This is a genomic window from Streptomyces sp. NPDC001002, assembly GCF_053599215.1.
Genome location: NZ_JBSFLV010000006.1, coordinates 14,479 through 30,672, shown reverse-complemented (window position 1 = coordinate 30,672; position 16,194 = coordinate 14,479). Strand labels below are relative to the sequence as shown.

Here is a 16,194-nt window from a genome sequence, read left to right as displayed (position 1 = left end):
CTGGTCGGTCATGCGGCCAGCTCCCGTCCGATCGCCGTCAACGGATGCGCCCCCGGCGCCGCGGCGATCGCGCCCCGCTCGTCCAGCAGGCCGATCGACCCCAGCCACGCCTCGAACTCCGGTGCCGGGCGCAGTCCCAGCACCTCACGCAGGTACAACGCGTCGTGGTACGAGGCCGATTGGTAGTTGAGCATGATGTCGTCGCCGCCCGGCGTGCAGATCACGAAGGAGGCGCCGGCCACGCCCAGCATGGTGAGCATCGTGGCGATGTCGTCGTCATCGGCGTCCGCGTGGTTCGTGTAGCAGATGTCCAGGCCCATGGGGAGGCCCAGCAGCTTGCCGCAGAAGTGGTCCTCCAGGGCGGCGCGGAGGATCTGGCGGCCGTCGTACAGGTACTCCGGGCCGATGAAGCCCACCACCGTGTTCACCAGCAGCGGGTCGTAGCGGCGGGCCACCGCGTACGCCCTTGCCTCGACCGTCTGTTGGTCCACCCCGTGGTGCGCGTCCGCCGACAACGCACTGCCCTGGCCGGTCTCGAAGTACATGACGTTGTCGCCGACCGTGCCCCGGCCAAGCGCCCGCGCCGCCTCGTACGCCTCGTCGAGCAGGCCGAGGGTGACGCCGAAGGACGCGTTCGCCGCCTGCGTACCGGCGATGGACTGGAAGACGAGGTCGACGGGGGCGCCGCGTTCCATCAGGTCCACGCTCGTCGTGACGTGGCACAGCACGCAGGACTGGGTGGGGATCGAGTAGCGCCGGATGACTCCGTCCAGCAGCTCCAACAGGTCCCGTACCGCCTTCGGGCTGTCCGTCGCCGGGTTGATGCCGATCACCGCGTCGCCCGAGCCGAGGAGCAGGCCGTCGAGCAGGGCCGCGGCCACGCCCGCCGGGTCGTCGGTGGGGTGGTTGGGCTGGAGGCGGGTGGCCAGGCGGCCCGGGAGGCCGATCGTGGAGCGGAAGGCCGTCACCACGCGCACCTTGCGGGCGACCGCGACCAGGTCCGCGTTGCCCATCAGCTTCGACACCGCCGCGACCATCTCCGGTGTCAGACCGGGTGATACGGCGGCCAGCGCTTCCGCGTCCGCCGCCTCCGACAGCAGCCACTCCCGCAGCTCCCCGACCGTCAGCCCGGCCACCGGCGCGAAGGCGGCCGTGTCATGCGTGTCGAGGATGAGCCGGGTGACGTCGTCGGTCTCGTACGGGATCAGCGGCTCGGTCAGGAAGGTCGCGAGCGGCACCTCGGCCAACGCCCAGCGGGCCGCGACCCGTTCGCGGGCGCTGCCGGCGGCGAGCCCGGCGAGATGGTCGCCGGAGCGCTCGGGGCTCGCGGCGGCGAGGAGACGGGCGAGCGAGTCGAAACGGTGGCGCTCGCCGCCGAGGGTGGAGGTGTAGGCGCTCATGCCGGTGACCGTACGAGCCGCGTGTTGCGGCCAGATTTCTAAAGGTCTGGTTGACAAGTATTTAACGTCCCGACACCCTTGGTCGACTCATTCGGGCGACAGAGTTCCGGTCCAGTACACCAGCGGACGACCAGGAGAGGGGCCACCCCGATGGCAGTGGACGAGGGAGTCGCCCCGGCGGCGAAGACGGGCGAGGACGGGGCCGTTCACCGGCTCAAGCCGAACGCGATCGGCCTGCTGGGCGTGGTCTTCATGGCCGTCGCGACCGCCGCGCCGATCACCGCGATGACCGGCAACGTGCCCTTCATGGTGTCGTCGGGCAACGGCATCGGCGCCCCGGCGAGCTACCTCGTCGCAATGGTCGTCCTGGCAATCTTTTCGGTCGGCTTCACGTCGATGGCGAAGCACATCACGTCGACGGGCGCCTTCTACGGCTTCATCTCGTACGGTCTCGGCCGCACGGTGGGCCTCGCGTCGGGCCTCCTCGCCACCTTCGCGTACGTCGTGTTCGAGCCGGCGCTGATCGGCATCTTCTCGACCTTCGCCACCGGAACCCTCAAGGACCAGACGGGACTTGACATCCCGTGGTGGGCGTTCGCGATCCTGATGCTGGCCATCAACGCGACGGGCACGTGGTTCGGCGTCTCGGTCGCCGAGAAGCTGCTCGTCGTCCTCCTCGCGACCGAGGTGACCGTCCTCGCGGCGATGGCGATCTCGGTCGCCCTGCACGGCGGCGGCCCGAACGGCTTCAGCCTCGACCCGGTCAATCCGGTCAACGCCTTCAAGGGCACCAGCGCGGGCCTCGGTCTCTTCTTCGCCTTCTGGTCGTGGGTCGGCTTCGAGTCGACGGCGATGTACGGCGAGGAGTCCCGCAACCCGAAGAAGATCATCCCCCGGGCGACGATGATCTCCGTCCTGGGCGTCGGCGTCTTCTACGTCTTCGTCTCCTGGATGGCCATCTCCGGCACCGGCGAGGCCAACGCTGTGAAGGTCGCCACCGACAACCCCCTCGCCCTCTTCTTCAACCCCACCGAGCGCTACGTCGGTCACTGGGCCGTCGACGTCATGCAGTGGCTGATGATCACCGGCTCGCTCGCCTGCGGCATGGCCTTCCACAACTGCGCCAGCCGCTACATGTACGCGCTGGGCCGCGAGGGCGTCCTGCCCTCCCTGAAGAACACCATCGGCCGCACCCACGCCCGGCACGGCTCCCCGCACATCGCGGGCCTGGTCCAGACGGTGGTCTCCGCCGTACTGATCGGGGCGTTCTGGGTGGCGGGCAAGGACCCGTACAACGCGCTCTACGTGCTGCTGGCCATCCTCGGCACGATGGCGATCCTGATCGTCCAGGCGGTCTGCTCGTTCGCCGTCCTGGCCTACTTCCGCAAGAACCACCCCGAGAGCCGGCACTGGTTCAAGACCTTCACCGCCCCGCTCGTCGGCGGCATCGCGATGCTCGCGGTGGTCGTCCTGCTGGTCTCCAACATGGGCGTCGCGGCGGGCGCGGAGTCCGGCTCGCTGGTCCTGAAGGCGACACCGTGGCTGGTCGCCCTGGTCGCGGCGACGGGCATCGGCTACGCGCAGTACCTGAAGCGCCGGGCACCCGAGCGGTACGCGCTGCTGGGGCGGACGGTGCTGGAGGAGACGAAGGAGCGGTAAGGGGCGCCGCCCCGTAGGTCGGTGACCGGTGCGGACCGGCGGATCGGTGAACTCCCGGACAACCATTGGTGTTCCTCGGGTGTCTCATGTGGCGTGGCAGAAGCGACGGTCGCTTCGCCGAGGGGAGCCACCATGTCCAACCGCCGGTACCGACCGGGGGCCGTGCTGGCAGTCCTCGCGGCCTCGGTCGCCGCCTGGCTGCCCGTCTCGTCCGCGCAGGCGGCCGACGCCGACAGCCCAGTCGTACGCATTCATGTCCAGGACGACAATCTGGGACTGCCGCTGCCACCTACGGACGACCCGCCGCAGGTGAACTGGGGCCTGGACAACGACGGTCCGGGCACGGCGAAGGACGTCACGATCAAGGCTGACCTGAGTGACGTCATCGACTGGGTCACCCCGGACGCGACCGTGCCCGCCGACCACATCTACACCTGGCCCACCCGTGACGTCCCCGAGGGCCAGGCGGCCGGCTCGCTCATCGGCCTGAGCGCCAAGCCCGGCACCCCGCTCGGCACCACCGGCACGGTGACCCTGAGCGGTACGTCCGCCAACGGCACCGTGGTCCCGGTCACCGTGAAGGTGACCGTGGGCACCAACGACCTGACGGTCAACCGGCTCAAGACCCGCAAGGGCGACAAGCCCGGGTCCACGATCGACGAGCCGATCACGATCAGCAACGTCGGCACCCTGCCCTCGGACGGCGTCCAGCTGCGGATGCGCACGACCATCGGGCTCGGATACGCGGAGCACTTCTCCAACTGCGTGTACTCCAAGGAGAGTCCGGACCCCTACGGCCTGACCGAGCAGGCGCTGTGCACGTTCGACACGGTCGTCGAGCCCGGCAAGAGCTACCGGCTCGACCAACCGGTCGGCCTGGACGTGACCGAGCAGGCGCTGTTCGACTACTTCAGCCATGAGGCCCTGCCCCTGTCGGGCCCCGGCACCGGCGCCGCACGGTCGGGCAGCGGTCCCGTGCTCTCCCTCGTCCCCGCCGGAGCCGCCGCGACCGACGGCGTCGACATCGACCGGCAGCACATCGACGCCGACAACACCGCCGACATGGTCGCGGACGGCGACAGCGTCGAGGGCGAGCGCGGCGACCTGGTCCACGTGACCGTGTCCCTCACCAACGAGGGCCCGGGCTGGGTCGGTTACAACGCCAGCGACGACCAGCCGGCGCTCATGTTCACCGTCCCCACCGGCACCAGGGCGGTGGAGATCCCCGAGCACTGCAGCGTGTGGAACATCGACGGCCCCTCCGGCGAACAGACGCCCGGCGCACCGAAGTACATCTGCCAGTCGAGTCCGAACCAGTTCACCGTCGGGGACTCCCGCACCTTCGAGTTCGGTCTGCGGATCCACGAGGACGCGGTGACCACCAGCGGTGAGGCCAAGGCGACCACGGTCTACGGCAGCACCATGACGTTCGACCACACGCCCGCCAACGACACCTCGGCCGTCACGGTCGAGGTCGAGGGCACCGACAGCTCCGCGACGCCCAGCCCCTCCGCGTCCGCCACGTCCGGGACCGGCGGCAACGACCCCGGCACGCAGACGGTCTCCTCCTCCGACGGCACCGGCTCCCTCGCGTCCACCGGCAGCAGCAACACTGTGCGCGTGGCCGCCGCCTGGGGCGCGGGCGCGCTGCTGCTGGGCGGCGGGCTCGTCGTCCTCGCGAGGCGCAGGAAGTCGTAAGCGGAAAGTCGTGAGCAGGTAGTCCTGAGCAACAAGTCGTAAGAAGATCAGGGGCCTTCGGCGGGACGTCCTCTCTCGCCGAAGACCTGGTCACGATGGACGCGCCAGCGGTCCATCATCAGCGAGATCTCCCCGTCGATGAACTCGAAGAAGGCCTGGGTCTCGGCCAGTCGGCGCCCCGCAGGGGTATCCGCGCCGAGGTTCTCGACGCCCTCGCGCAGCGCGAACGCCCAGCGCTTGAGGATCGCCTCCCGGTTGGTCAGTGCCTCGTACCACTGGTCGCTGTGCACGCGGTAGCGCTCGCGCCGTGAACCGGGTTCACGCTCGCGCGAGACCATGTGCGTCTGGGACAGATAGCGCACCGCCCCGGAGACCGCCGCCGGACTGATCCGCAGCTGCTCGCCCAGTTCGGCCGAGGTCAGCACGCCGTCGTCGGAGGCCAGGAGCGCGGCGAAGACCCGGGCCGGCATCCGCTGCATCCCCGCCTCGACGAGCTGCGCCGCGAACCCCTCCACGAACTTCGAGAGCGCCTCCCGGTCCCGGCCCTCCTGGCCCCTGGCCTCCCCGTTCCTGCCCGCCTGATCCGTCATACCCACCACCCTAACCGGGCTTCATACGCTTCCTTAACTTCACAAATTTCTGAAAGAAGCGTACGTTCTGAACCATGACGAAGGCAATCACGGCCGTCGGGCTCCACAAGTCCTTCGGCCGCACCCACGCCTTGGACGGCCTCGACCTGGACGTCGAAACCGGCGAGGTGCACGGCTTCCTCGGTCCCAACGGCGCCGGCAAGTCCACCACCATCCGCGTCCTGCTCGGCCTGCTGCGCGCCGACTCCGGCGCCGCGCAGGTCCTGGGCCGCGACCCCTGGGCGGACGCCGTGGAGATCCACCGCCGGATCGCGTACGTCCCCGGTGACGTGACCCTGTGGCGCAACCTCTCCGGGGGTGAAGTCATCGACCTCTACGGCCGGTTGCGCGGCGGCCTCGACACCGGGCGGCGCGCCGAGCTGATCGACCGCTTCGAGCTGGACCCCACCAAAAAGGGCCGCACCTACTCCAAGGGCAACCGGCAGAAGGTGGCCCTCGTGGCCGCGTTCGCCTCGGACGTCGACCTGTTGATCCTGGACGAACCGACCTCGGGCCTGGACCCGTTGATGGAGGAGGTCTTCCAGCGCTGCGTGGAGGAGGAGCGGGACCGGGGCCGCACGATCCTCCTCTCGTCCCACATCCTCAGCGAGGTCGAGGAGTTGTGCGACCGCGTGAGCATCATCCGCAGCGGCCGCACGGTGGAGAGCGGTTCGCTCGCCGACCTGCGCCATCTCACGCGCACCAGCGTGAGCGCCGAACTGGCGGGCGAGCCGGGCGGGTTGGCCGGTCTGCCCGGCGTGCACGACCTCGACGTGCAGGGCAAGCGGGTCCGGCTCCAGGTCGACAACGACGAACTCGACGCCGTACTGCGGTCGTTGACCACGTCCGGGATCCGCTCGCTGACCTCGACACCGCCGACGCTGGAGGAGCTGTTCCTACGCCACTACCAGGACGCCGACACCGACAGCGATGCCGGTGCCGGTCCTGGTGCCGATGCCGATGAGGTGGCGGCCCGATGACGACGTTCACGGGCACGGGGGTGCTGCTGCGCTTCTCCCTGCGCCGGGACCGGGTGATGATCCCGGTGTGGGTGGCGGTGAACACGCTGATGGTGCTGTCCATCCCCGGCACCCTGAAGAGCACGTACGCCACCGCCGCCGACCGCACCGACCTGCTCCACCAGGTCGCCACCAACTCCTCCTTCCGCGCGCTGATCGGCCCGGTCTTCGACGACTCCCTCGGCGCCCTCACGGCCTGGCGTGTCGGCGTGTACGCGGGCGCGCTCGCGGCCGTCACGGCGCTCCTGGTCGTCGTACGCCACACGCGTGACGAGGAGGAGAGCGGGCGGCAGGAGCTGATCGCGTCCGGCGCGGTGGGGCGCAGGGCCTCGCTGACAGCGGCACTGCTTGCCGCGGCGGTCGCAAGTGCCGTGCTGGGACTGCTGGTTGCGGCGGGTCTGGCCGGTCAGGGTGCGGCCGGGGCGGTGGCGTTCGGCCTCGGGCTTGCGGGGGTGGGCATGGTCTTCGCCACGATGGCGGCGATCGTGGCCCAGCTGACGGAGAGCGCGCGCCTGGCCCGGGGCCTGACGGCGGGCCTGCTGGGCACGGCCTTCGTCCTGCGAGCGGCGGGCGACGCGGCCTCGACGGACGGCTCGTCGGTCCTGACCTGGATCTCCCCTCTCGGCTGGCTGGAGAACCTGCGCCCCTTCGCGGCCGAACGCTGGTGGGTGCTGGGCCTGTTCGCGGCGGCGATCGCGCTGCAGGGCACGGTGGCCTATGTGTTGGCGGGCCGCAGGGACGTGGGCATGAGCTTCCTGCCGACCCGCCCGGGCCCGCCGACCGGCCGCCTGTCCTCCGCGGCCGCCCTCGCCTGGCGCCTCCAACGCGGCGCGGTTCTCGGCTGGTCGATCGGTTTCTTCCTGGCCGGGGTGGTCTACGGCGGTCTCACCGACGGCGTGGCCGACCTGGTCGGCGACAACAAGCAGGCCCGCGAGATCTTCGAGCGGATGGGCGGCCAGAGCGGCATCACGGACGCGTTCCTCGCGTCGATGACGGGCATGCTGGGCCTGGTCGCCGCCCTCTACATCGTCGCCTCCGTCCTCCGCCTGCACGGCGAGGAGACCTCGGGCCGCGCCGAACCCCTCCTGGCGAACGCGGTCAGCCGCCTGCGCTGGGCCTCCGGCCACCTGGCCGTGGCCTTCGGCGGCTCGGTCCTGATCATGCTCCTGGCCGGCCTCGGCTTCGCGGCGGGCTACGGCAAGGAGGTCGGCCCGATCCTGGGCGCGTGCGTCGTCCAGGTGGCGGGCGTGTGGGTGATCGGCGGCCTGACGGTCCTCCTCTACGGCCTCGCCCCCCGCCTCGCCCCGGCAGCCTGGGGAGTCGCCGGAGCGGTCCTCCTGATCGGCTGGGTCGGCCCGGCACTGGACGTGCCGCAGGCGATCCTGGACATCTCCCCCTTCGGCCACCTCCCGAAGCTGCCCGGCGGGGGGATGGAGTGGGGCCCGGTGCTGACCCTCACCGCGATCGCCGCCGCCCTGGTCACCGTCGGGCTCGCGGGATTGCGCCGACGGGACATGACGACGTGACGGTGACGTCCCTCAGCCGATGTACTGCTTGAGTACCTCGGTGTCGATCACGATCCCGACGGGGTTCGGGAGCGTGACTTCGCCACCGAACCTGACCGTGTGGATGTCTCGGTAGCCCTCGTCGGGGTCCGGGTCGCTGTGCACGACGACCGAGCGCTTGTCCCGGTCGATCAGCAGATGAACCGGGATCCCGGCCTCGGCGTACGCCCGGGGCTTCTCCTCACGGTCACGGTGGTGCGTGTCCGAGTCGTAGGACGTGATCTCCACCGTCATCAGTACACCGTCAGGGTCGGACCAGTCTCCGTGCCCCGCGAAGTGCCCCACCGGTGCGAGCACACCGTCGGGCAGGACACGCCCCCGACGATGGGCCTCCACCCTCAGACCCCGGGAGGGATAGAGGCCGAGTTCGGGCCGGGACGGCAACCAAGTGTGGATCAACCACATGACGATCGAGCCGTGATTGCCATCAGTCGCTTTCCTGAGCCCCATCCGCCCGCCGACGAACTCGAACCGGACGGTCTCGATCTCCCGTTCGGCGAACGCGGCGATCTGCTCGAACTCCTCCACCAGCAACTGATCCGGCGTGCCCGGCATGTTGTCCCCCTTCGCAGACGGACACCACCCTGCCGAGCCATCCGCGACCACCGACCGGGTTCCGTACGTGATCATCCGGACGGGTGATCACCCCACCTCCACACTCAGCCCCTCCAACCCCCGGATCACGAAGTTCGGCTTGCGCACCGGCTCCGCCGCCAGGGTCAGCGTCGGGGCTCTCTCCAGCAACGCCCCCATGGAAGCCGCCAGTTCGATGCGGGCCAGGGGTGCGCCGATGCAGTAGTGGATGCCGGCGGAGAAGGAGATATGGGGGTTGTCCTTGCGGGTCAGGTCGAGTTCCTCCGGGGCCTGGAAAACCTCCGGGTCGTGGTTGGCCGAGCCGAAGAGCATGGCGATCTCCGCGCCGCGGGGGATGGTCGTGCCGTCGATCTCGATCTCGTCCAGGACCCAGCGTTCGAAGAGCTGGAGCGGGGTGTCGTAGCGCATCAACTCCTCGACGGCGGACGGGATCAGGGAGTGGTCGGCGCGCAGGGCGGTCAGCTGCTCCGGGTTGCGGAACAGCGCCGACCAGCCGTTCACCGTGGCGTTCACCGTTGCCTCGTGCCCCGCGTTGAGCAGCAGCACGCAGGTGGAGATCATCTCCTGCTCGGTGAGCCGGTCGCCCTCGTCGTGGGCCGCGATGAGGCCGGAGATGAGGTCGTCGCCCGGTTCCTTGCGACGAGCGGCGATCAGTTCCAGCAGGTACTCCGAGAACTCGACCGACGCGCGCACCGCCTTCGCCGCGGTCTCCTCGGACGGGCTCAGCTCGTACATCCCGCAGATGTCGGCCGACCAGGGGCGCAGCGGGGCGCGGTCCGACTCCGGGATGCCGAGCATCTCGGCGATCACGGCGACGGGGAGGGGCTCGGCGACGTCGGTGAGCAGGTCACCGCCACCGGACGCGACCAGCCGGTCCACCAAGTCGCCCGCCAACTGACTGACGTACGGCTTGAGTTGTTCGACCGTGCGCGGGGTGAACGCCTTCGACACCAGGCGCCGGATGCGGGTGTGGTCCGGGGGCTCCAGGTCGAGCATCCCGTGGTCGTTGAGGGTGTGGAAGGGCTCCTGCTCCGGCGGCGGGGCCGTACGGCCGAAGTCCTCGTGGGTGAAGCGGTGTTGATACGTCCGCCCCAGGCGCCGGTCACGCAGCAGTGCCGAGACGTCCGCGTGCCGGGGCACCAGCCACTGGTCGGTGGGCTCGTAGTAGTGCACGCGGCCCCGGGAACGCAGTTCGGCGTAGGCGGGGTAGGGGTCGGCGAGGAACGCCGGGTCCCAGGGATCGAAGGCTGCCATGCACGGACGGTAGACCGCCGATCCCTGTCCTGACCAGGACTGTCTTATGGGCGGGTGTCCTGGGGGGGGCGAGTGTCTGCCGGATTCCTGGCCGGGTGTCTGCCGGATTCCTGGCCGGGTGCCTGGCCTCGCGCTTGGCCTGGTAGCCGGCCTGGTGGTGCTTGGCGCGGTGGCTGGCCGGTGCCTGGCCTGGTGCCCGGCTGAGGCCCGGCCTAGCACCCGGGCCCGGTGACCGGCCCGCCGGTGATCGTCCCAGTGGCCTCCCAGCGGCTTCGCGACGCCGCAGGCCACGGCGCCGGTGCCGTCCCACCGTCCCAACCCGTCCGGAGCCCCTGGTCCCGTGCCCGGCCGTGCCGACAGCCTGTCGCCACTCGCCCGAACCCACCGGAGGAACCATGAGGAAACGCTGTATCACCGCCGTCGTCGCCGGCCTCGCGGCCACGGTCCTGGGATTCATGCCGGGCACGGCCAGCGCCGCCGACAACGACGTGCGCAGCGCCAGCACCACGGGCGCGTCCGTCTCGCTCACCGTCGACTGGACCGGTTCGGAGTCCTTCACCCTGCGCAACGTGAAGCTCAGCGACACCTCCTGCGACGCGCACCCGGTGTTCTTCTACGTCACCGTGCCGGGCTTCCAGTACCCCAACCACTGGAACACCAGCGGCTGCGGCTCCACCGCCACCTGGAGCGCCCTGCCGGGCAGCCTGGAGGGCGGCATCCACAGCCTGTGGGTGACGGTCTGCCGCGACACCACCCTCGACAACTGCAGCTCGTCCAGCGCGTCGATCAACCCGTACGACTGATCGCCTGACGGCGGACGTCACCGACGGCCCGCGTCCGAGCGACCGGACGGCCTCCGGGCCGCCGGATGCGGGCCCGCCGCGCGTCGACGGCATCCCGCACATCCGTACACCGGCCGGAACTTCCTCCTGCCCGGCCCCGGCTCGGTACGCTGCCGGACCTGGACCTCCTGGAACGCGACGGCTTCAACGGCGGCCCCGCCCCCGATCTGCCGAGCGTCCTGCGGACCACCGTGGACTCCGCTTCCGCGGTGCCCGGCGCCGCCTCCGACGACGGAGTCGTCCGCCGCTGCACCGCGGCCGGGGCCGACGCCGTACGCGGCCTCGACGCACTCGTCTCGCCCCTGCAGAGCAAGTGGTGGAACCGACTCGACGCACTGGCGGCCCGGCCACAGGTGCGGCACGTGCTGGCCGAGCTGCCGGAATGCCTGGAGCGACGGCACGACCTGCGGGTGAGCAGCGAGGACGACTTCTTCGCCCTGGTCGACAGCCGACTCGCGCGCCAGGCCGACGACGCCGACGCCTTCGCGGCTGAGGACCGCGAGCCGGCCAGTGCCTACGCCGACTGCATGCGCCCGGTGGAGGCGGTCCGCGAACCCCTGCGCGAGTGGTTCGTCGCGGAGAACGGCCACGAAATCGCCGCCCTCCGAGCGAAGTTGGGCCCGACCGTGGAGCAACTGGAGAAGCGCCACGGGGTCGGCTTCTCCTTCCCCACCCTGTCCTGAACAGGGAGGTCGAGGTGTGCGGGATGGTGACGCCACCCTGACCCGCCCTTGCCTCAACCTTTATGCGCGGACTACCCGGATTACGCCATGGACATGGCAGCATGACGCCTTTGCTCGATCAGAGGAATCTGTGGGGGAAGCATTGAGAAAGTGGCGAACAGGTGTCGGTACGGCGGCAGTTGCCCTCATGGCGCTGATGGCGGCGGGGACTCCGGCTCAGGCCGCGCCGGGGGACGATCCCGGGCCGATCACCACCATCACCTCGGCGAGCGACCTGGCGAAGCTGACGTTGACCCAGCACCAGGTGCTGGACACGACGATCAGCAAGCTCGGCACTCACCTTGACAGCGTTGGTGTGGACGAGGTCCTCAAGAGTGCCAACCACCCGATGCGGAACAGGTCGTCGTGCCGCGCCACGGAGACCGGCGCGCTGCCCGTCCAGCCTGCCGCGTCGAACGCCTACTGCTGGGACACCGGCGACGACACCACCAGGGTGTTCCTGCCGCAGGGCCTGACCTCGTCCGGCGATGCCGACGACGACGGCATGTGGGGCACCAACAAGGTGATCGTCTCGGCGTGGGCACACAACGACAGCCACGACTACGTCTGGCCGGAAGAGGACGAGCACCTGGCGCGGTTCGCGTTCATCGACGCGAACAACTCCAGCGCGTTCAAGTACCGCTGGGTGCTGCCGGTGATCCCGACCGAGGGCGGGGACAACTTCGCCAAGTTCGGCTCCCACGTGGGCGGCATCGTCTGGTTCGGCGACAAGCTCCTCGTCACGGCGTGGGACAAGGACCACAGCCACAACGCGCTGTACGTCTTCTCGATGGCGCACATCTTCCAGGCCTCGGTGAACGCCCACGAGATCGGCAAGGTCAGCGGCGGCTACTCGGCGCACGGCTACCAGTACATAATGCCCGCGATCGGCTCCTACAGCCTGGGCACGGACTACTGCGACCCGGACACCTCCGACAACCTGCCGTGCTTCGCCTCGATCACACTGGATCGCACCACCAGCCCGTTCACCATCGTGGCCAACGAGTGGTTCTCGTCCGGCGGCAGCACGCCCGCCCGGATCTTCCGCTACAAGCTCGCCGCGCCCGGCGGTGAGATGCCGCTCGTCACCTCCGGAGGCAAGGCGACCACATCGGCGGCCTTCAAGACCAAGGCGGTCGGGTTGCAGTCGGTGCTCGCGCACGACAACGTCTTCTACGCCAACGACGCGCGCGGCGGCCGGGGCCAGCACGGCATCCTGTGGCAACTGAGGAACAGCACGACGACGTGGCGGGGTTGCAGCGGCACCGACTCGGAAAAGGCCTGCTGGGCTCAGCATGCCGAGGGCGCGTCCCTGTGGTGGAGCACCCAGCAGATGTGGTCCCAGACCGAGTGGGCGGCGGACGCCAACTCGCACTGGATCGGGGACCCGATTCCGGAACGGGTGCTGTTCTCGGTCCCGTTGAACGGTTTCTGACCGAACGGCCGGGCCGGCGGTAGCGTCGGCACCATGACGACGGAATCACCGGCCCAGACCGTACAACGACTGTTCCCCCTGCTCGCCGAGGGAAAGAGCACGGAGGCGGCGGCCCTGTTCGCCGACTCCGTGTCCTTCTCGATCCCGCACCCGCCGGGCATCCCGTGGGTACCGGACGTCGACTCGGCGGACGGCATGCGGACGTTCTTCGAACTGCTGGGCACGCATGTCCAGGGCAAGGAGTTCGACCTCCGCCAGGTCATCTCCGACGGCGACGACGTGGTCCTCCTGGGCCGCATGGTCTCCGAGGTCAGAAAAACGGGCCGCGACATCGACACGGCGTTCGCCCTGCACGTCACGGTCCAGGACGGCCGGATCACCCGCTACCACCTGTACGAGGACACGTACGCGGTCGCCAGGGCCTACTTCGACGAGTGATCGCCCTTGAGGTGATCGACGAGTGCGGAGAAGGAGGCGGTGGGGAAGGAGAGGGTGGCGCGAGAGGGGAACTTACTGTCGCGGACGGCTGTGCGGGTGGGGAGGGTGGCTATCTCGACGCAGGTATTGCCGTCGCCACCGCCGGAGTAGGTGGACTTCCGCCAGTTCATCAGAGTTCCTTCGTCAGCCGGTGGATAAGGTCCCGCGACGCCGCTGGGTCGAGTGACGCCTCCTCCACCTTATGAAGAAGCGTTCGAAGTTGCTTCAACTGAGGCTCCGCATCGATGAAAGCAGTCCCGGTAGGGGAGTCGCGGAGCGCGGTGTCCAACCGCCCGATCGGGCCACCCACGTACATCATCGAGGCTTCAGCACCAGCGAAACCGTCCTGATCAGTGGGGACAACACGTACGGTGACGTGCCCCTGCTCGATCTGTTCCAAGATCGCCCGGAGTTGGTCGAGCGAAGTCTGACGGTCGGCTACGCGAACGCGCAGCGCGAACTCATGGATGATCGTCTCGTACGGAACGGGAGCGTCACCCTCAACGACGCCATGCCGCCTCATCCGATGTTCCACCCGTGGGTTCAGCTCGCTCTCCGGCAGCTCGGGCATCATGTACCGGTACACCGCGCGGGCGTAATCGGCGGTCTGCAACAGGCCTGGAACGTGCGTGATGACAACCTCGCGCAGGAACCTGGCATGGTGCTCGATCTCCGCCGTGTCCTGGAAAACCGGCGGCAGCACCCCCCGGTACTCCTCCCACCAACCGCGCGTCCGGTCGGTCGCCATCGCCACGAGGGCGTCGACCAACGCCTCGTCCGTACAGGCGTAATGAGCCGCGAGCCGCCGCACCCGCTCCTCGCTCGCCCCGGAGAGTCCCAGCTCCACCTGGCTTATCTGGGCCGAGGTCGAATTCAACAGCTCGGCCACTTCGCGCGCCTTCAGTCCTGCGGCCTCCCGCAGCCGGCGCAGTTCCGTGCCCAGCCGCACCTGCCTCGCGGTCGCGTGACTCCTCGGCGCCATGCACGCTCCTCAACAACCCTGCTCTGATGCCTCTTTCGGGCGTCAGACTACGCCAACAGGTTGCGACGGGAGTAATTACTCCTCTACCGTCAGTGATGCGTCGAGCACCCTGCGCCACCCGGGTACCGGAAGCGCACCGCCCCGTCATGCCATGACGAGCGCGGCACTGCCACTGGTCACTCCCCCTCAATTCCCTCCTCCCCCACAGGAGTCAGCCATGCCCGAAACCGAAACCGCCCCCTGGGAGTACTCCCTCCACATCCCCAACGACCCCCGCGCCGTCACCGTCTGTCGCCGTACCGTCCGCCTCGTCCTCACCCTGCACGGCCTGATCGCCCTGGCCGACACCGCGGAGCTGCTCGCCGCGGAGTTGGTCTCCAATGCCGTACGTCATACGAAGGGCCCCGCGGCGCTACGGGTGCGGTGGGCGCCCGGCGCTCTACAGGTCGGCGCATGGGACGCGGATCCCGAACCACCCCCACCCCCACGCCAGTTGGCGGAGCACTCGGGCCTCGCCGAGGCGGAGGACGGCCGGGGTCTCCTCCTCGTCCGCACCTGCGCCGACCTCTGGGGCTGGCAGCCCCTGTCCAGGTTCGGCAACCGCGGCAAGTACGTGTGGTGCGAACTGGCGACGGCCTGAGACTCCCGTTGCCTCACCGGCTCTGCGCCCACCAGACGAAGCCGGCGACCGCCGCACTGCCCAACGCCGTACTGACACCCCGTACGACCCCGAACAGAGCGGTCCGCCCAAGTCGCCGGGCAGTACGCCCATTTCGAGTCCTGTCGCTCACGTAAACCCCCTGGGATGCCGAGCGGAGCGCGGAGCAGCGACGTCACGCTGCTTGTTGCCCATTGGAGGGGTGCCGGCGAGTTGGCACCACAGATGTCGTGACGGTCCGGATTCCGGACTTCTACACTCGGTTCCGAGTCGTAACTCCGACTCGAAGGCAGTGGGGTTGAGGCGGGGGCAACGTATGGCGTCACCGACGATGAGAGCGTTCTCCGACTTATGGGATGCCGCGCGTGCTCGTCGGGCCGTCACGGGAAACAACGTGACCCTGCTCCGCGTGCAGAAGGAGACCGGCGTACCGGTGGCCACCTTGAGCGACTGGCGCACCGGCCATCACGCGCCGCGTGACGCCGACCGCTTCCTCGAAGTCGTGCGCCTCCTGTGCCAATGGGCCGAACTGCCTGCCCCGAACATCCGTGAGTGGATCAAGCTCGTCGAGCTGAGAAGCAGCGCCACTTCGAGCAATTCCACGAATACCACCGACTCCACGGACAGTTCTCTGTGGACCACTTCCATGGTCGGTCTCGCCGACCGGCTCTCGATCGGCTTCTCCGCACCACACGTCGAGGTCGACGCCCTGTGCCTGACAGGCCAGTCGCTGGCCCTGGCCGCAGGCAGACCGCTTCAGGACATACACGCGGGAAGAATTCATCCGGCGCGGGTTTCCGTTCGTGTTCTGCTGCCGAGCCAGGACATAGATCTCGCCTTCCCGGTCTCGGCGGAAGGGGACGACACCGGCGGCGACCTGGTGTATCAGCATTGGCTGATGCAGCGCAACGCCCATGCGCAGTCGCTCAGAACGGCACTGCTCTCGCTCCGCTCATCGCACGGCATAGCCGTGGACGTGACATTTCGTGCCGTCCCCTTCACGCCGATGATGGAGCTCTATTTGATCAATGGATCCGAAGCGCTCTTCTCCTACTGCATGGCGTCGCGCCGCGAGAACGTGATCGACGACCAGTCGCTCCAGGTCTTCGACCTGATGACGGAACTTTCCCTACAGAGACGCTTCGCTTCGGATGGAGACGGATCAGCCGACACGATATTCGTCGAACAGTCCCACCTGTGGTTCAACTCCATATGGGAAACCGTGTCTGTGAACGTCCGCTACAGCCCCTGACCACCACC

Annotated in this window: 16 protein-coding genes; 10 read left to right on the top strand and 6 right to left on the bottom strand. The window is 69.0% G+C overall.

Annotated elements, in window-relative coordinates:
* Positions 1–8: 8 nt before the first annotated feature.
* Positions 9–1,400, bottom strand: a complete 1,392-nt coding sequence (locus tag ACWDR3_RS05005; RefSeq protein ID WP_450350872.1) for an ethanolamine ammonia-lyase subunit EutB — start codon at positions 1,398–1,400, stop codon at positions 9–11.
* 150 nt (positions 1,401–1,550) lie between these two features.
* On the opposite strand from ACWDR3_RS05005, the gene ACWDR3_RS05000 reads away from it, so the two are divergent.
* Positions 1,551–3,059 carry an APC family permease gene (locus tag ACWDR3_RS05000; protein ID WP_450350871.1) on the top strand — a complete coding sequence of 503 codons (1,509 nt, stop codon included), beginning with the start codon at positions 1,551–1,553 and terminating at the stop codon, positions 3,057–3,059.
* Positions 3,060–3,191: 132 nt separating this feature from the next.
* A complete protein-coding gene (locus tag ACWDR3_RS04995; protein WP_450350870.1) occupies positions 3,192–4,757 on the top strand; it encodes an LPXTG cell wall anchor domain-containing protein in 1,566 nt (521 codons plus the stop codon).
* Positions 4,758–4,804: 47 nt separating this feature from the next.
* Here ACWDR3_RS04995 and ACWDR3_RS04990 read toward each other — a convergent pair whose 3' ends face one another.
* The gene (locus tag ACWDR3_RS04990) at positions 4,805–5,347 is read right to left on the bottom strand and encodes a GbsR/MarR family transcriptional regulator (protein ID WP_450350869.1); all 543 of its coding nucleotides are present in this window, start codon (positions 5,345–5,347) and stop codon (positions 4,805–4,807) included.
* Between the two features lie 74 nt (positions 5,348–5,421).
* Between ACWDR3_RS04990 and ACWDR3_RS04985 the strand changes: the two genes are divergently transcribed.
* Together ACWDR3_RS04985 and ACWDR3_RS04980 are read left to right on the top strand one after the other, a co-directional pair.
* Complete coding sequence (locus tag ACWDR3_RS04985) at positions 5,422–6,366, top strand: ABC transporter ATP-binding protein (RefSeq protein WP_450350868.1); 945 nt, start codon at positions 5,422–5,424, stop codon at positions 6,364–6,366.
* Positions 6,363–7,931 (top strand): ABC transporter permease, encoded by a 1,569-nt coding sequence (locus ACWDR3_RS04980; RefSeq protein ID WP_450350866.1) that lies wholly within the window; start codon positions 6,363–6,365, stop codon positions 7,929–7,931. Before ACWDR3_RS04985 ends, ACWDR3_RS04980 begins: the two co-directional genes overlap by 4 nt.
* Positions 7,932–7,943: 12 nt before the next feature.
* Here the strand turns inward: ACWDR3_RS04980 and ACWDR3_RS04975 are convergent, their stop codons facing one another.
* A complete protein-coding gene (locus ACWDR3_RS04975; RefSeq protein WP_450350865.1) occupies positions 7,944–8,525 on the bottom strand; it encodes a Uma2 family endonuclease in 582 nt (193 codons plus the stop codon).
* 87 nt (positions 8,526–8,612) lie between these two features.
* Complete coding sequence (locus tag ACWDR3_RS04970) at positions 8,613–9,818, bottom strand: cytochrome P450 (RefSeq protein ID WP_450350864.1); 1,206 nt, start codon at positions 9,816–9,818, stop codon at positions 8,613–8,615.
* A 395-nt stretch (positions 9,819–10,213) separates the two neighbouring features.
* Here ACWDR3_RS04970 and ACWDR3_RS04965 point away from each other — a divergent pair, with 395 nt between their 5' ends.
* The 4 genes from ACWDR3_RS04965 to ACWDR3_RS04950 all read left to right on the top strand — a co-directional run bounded on the left by ACWDR3_RS04965 (position 10,214) and on the right by ACWDR3_RS04950 (position 13,255).
* Complete coding sequence (locus ACWDR3_RS04965) at positions 10,214–10,621, top strand: hypothetical protein (RefSeq protein WP_450350863.1); 408 nt, start codon at positions 10,214–10,216, stop codon at positions 10,619–10,621.
* A gap of 65 nt (positions 10,622–10,686) precedes the next feature.
* Positions 10,687–11,343 carry a hypothetical protein gene (locus ACWDR3_RS04960; protein WP_450350861.1) on the top strand — a complete coding sequence of 219 codons (657 nt, stop codon included), beginning with the start codon at positions 10,687–10,689 and terminating at the stop codon, positions 11,341–11,343.
* A 187-nt stretch (positions 11,344–11,530) separates the two neighbouring features.
* Complete coding sequence (locus ACWDR3_RS04955) at positions 11,531–12,817, top strand: hypothetical protein (RefSeq protein ID WP_450350860.1); 1,287 nt, start codon at positions 11,531–11,533, stop codon at positions 12,815–12,817.
* Between the two features lie 33 nt (positions 12,818–12,850).
* Entirely contained in the window at positions 12,851–13,255 is a 405-nt protein-coding gene (locus ACWDR3_RS04950) for a nuclear transport factor 2 family protein (RefSeq protein ID WP_450350858.1), read from the top strand.
* Here the strand turns inward: ACWDR3_RS04950 and ACWDR3_RS04945 are convergent.
* A complete protein-coding gene (locus tag ACWDR3_RS04945) occupies positions 13,240–13,425 on the bottom strand; it encodes a DUF397 domain-containing protein (RefSeq protein ID WP_450350856.1) in 186 nt (61 codons plus the stop codon). The genes ACWDR3_RS04950 and ACWDR3_RS04945 overlap by 16 nt on opposite strands.
* Entirely contained in the window at positions 13,425–14,276 is an 852-nt protein-coding gene (locus tag ACWDR3_RS04940; protein ID WP_450350854.1) for a helix-turn-helix domain-containing protein, read from the bottom strand. The genes ACWDR3_RS04945 and ACWDR3_RS04940 overlap by 1 nt, the downstream gene beginning before the upstream one ends.
* A 217-nt stretch (positions 14,277–14,493) precedes the next feature.
* Here ACWDR3_RS04940 and ACWDR3_RS04935 point away from each other — a divergent pair, with 217 nt between their 5' ends.
* Both ACWDR3_RS04935 and ACWDR3_RS04930 read left to right on the top strand, forming a co-directional pair.
* Positions 14,494–14,916: an ATP-binding protein gene (locus ACWDR3_RS04935; protein ID WP_450350852.1), complete on the top strand. Its 423-nt coding sequence runs from the start codon at positions 14,494–14,496 to the stop codon at positions 14,914–14,916.
* 427 nt (positions 14,917–15,343) lie between these two features.
* The gene (locus tag ACWDR3_RS04930; RefSeq protein WP_450350851.1) at positions 15,344–16,186 is read left to right on the top strand and encodes a GntR family transcriptional regulator; all 843 of its coding nucleotides are present in this window, start codon (positions 15,344–15,346) and stop codon (positions 16,184–16,186) included.
* Positions 16,187–16,194 lie beyond the last annotated feature (8 nt).

Coding starts and splice junctions, on each gene's coding strand:
- ACWDR3_RS05005 (WP_450350872.1), bottom strand. CDS start 1,400: ATGAGCGCCTACACCTCCACCCTCGGCGGCGAGCGCCACCGTTTCGAC.
- ACWDR3_RS04940 (WP_450350854.1), bottom strand. CDS start 14,276: ATGGCGCCGAGGAGTCACGCGACCGCGAGGCAGGTGCGGCTGGGCACG.
- ACWDR3_RS04965 (WP_450350863.1), top strand. CDS start 10,214: ATGAGGAAACGCTGTATCACCGCCGTCGTCGCCGGCCTCGCGGCCACG.
- ACWDR3_RS04980 (WP_450350866.1), top strand. CDS start 6,363: ATGACGACGTTCACGGGCACGGGGGTGCTGCTGCGCTTCTCCCTGCGC.
- ACWDR3_RS04975 (WP_450350865.1), bottom strand. CDS start 8,525: ATGCCGGGCACGCCGGATCAGTTGCTGGTGGAGGAGTTCGAGCAGATC.
- ACWDR3_RS04970 (WP_450350864.1), bottom strand. CDS start 9,818: ATGGCAGCCTTCGATCCCTGGGACCCGGCGTTCCTCGCCGACCCCTAC.
- ACWDR3_RS04935 (WP_450350852.1), top strand. CDS start 14,494: ATGCCCGAAACCGAAACCGCCCCCTGGGAGTACTCCCTCCACATCCCC.
- ACWDR3_RS04950 (WP_450350858.1), top strand. CDS start 12,851: ATGACGACGGAATCACCGGCCCAGACCGTACAACGACTGTTCCCCCTG.
- ACWDR3_RS04995 (WP_450350870.1), top strand. CDS start 3,192: ATGTCCAACCGCCGGTACCGACCGGGGGCCGTGCTGGCAGTCCTCGCG.
- ACWDR3_RS04960 (WP_450350861.1), top strand. CDS start 10,687: ATGCGGGCCCGCCGCGCGTCGACGGCATCCCGCACATCCGTACACCGG.
- ACWDR3_RS04990 (WP_450350869.1), bottom strand. CDS start 5,347: ATGACGGATCAGGCGGGCAGGAACGGGGAGGCCAGGGGCCAGGAGGGC.
- ACWDR3_RS04945 (WP_450350856.1), bottom strand. CDS start 13,425: ATGAACTGGCGGAAGTCCACCTACTCCGGCGGTGGCGACGGCAATACC.
- ACWDR3_RS04955 (WP_450350860.1), top strand. CDS start 11,531: ATGGCGCTGATGGCGGCGGGGACTCCGGCTCAGGCCGCGCCGGGGGAC.
- ACWDR3_RS04985 (WP_450350868.1), top strand. CDS start 5,422: ATGACGAAGGCAATCACGGCCGTCGGGCTCCACAAGTCCTTCGGCCGC.
- ACWDR3_RS05000 (WP_450350871.1), top strand. CDS start 1,551: ATGGCAGTGGACGAGGGAGTCGCCCCGGCGGCGAAGACGGGCGAGGAC.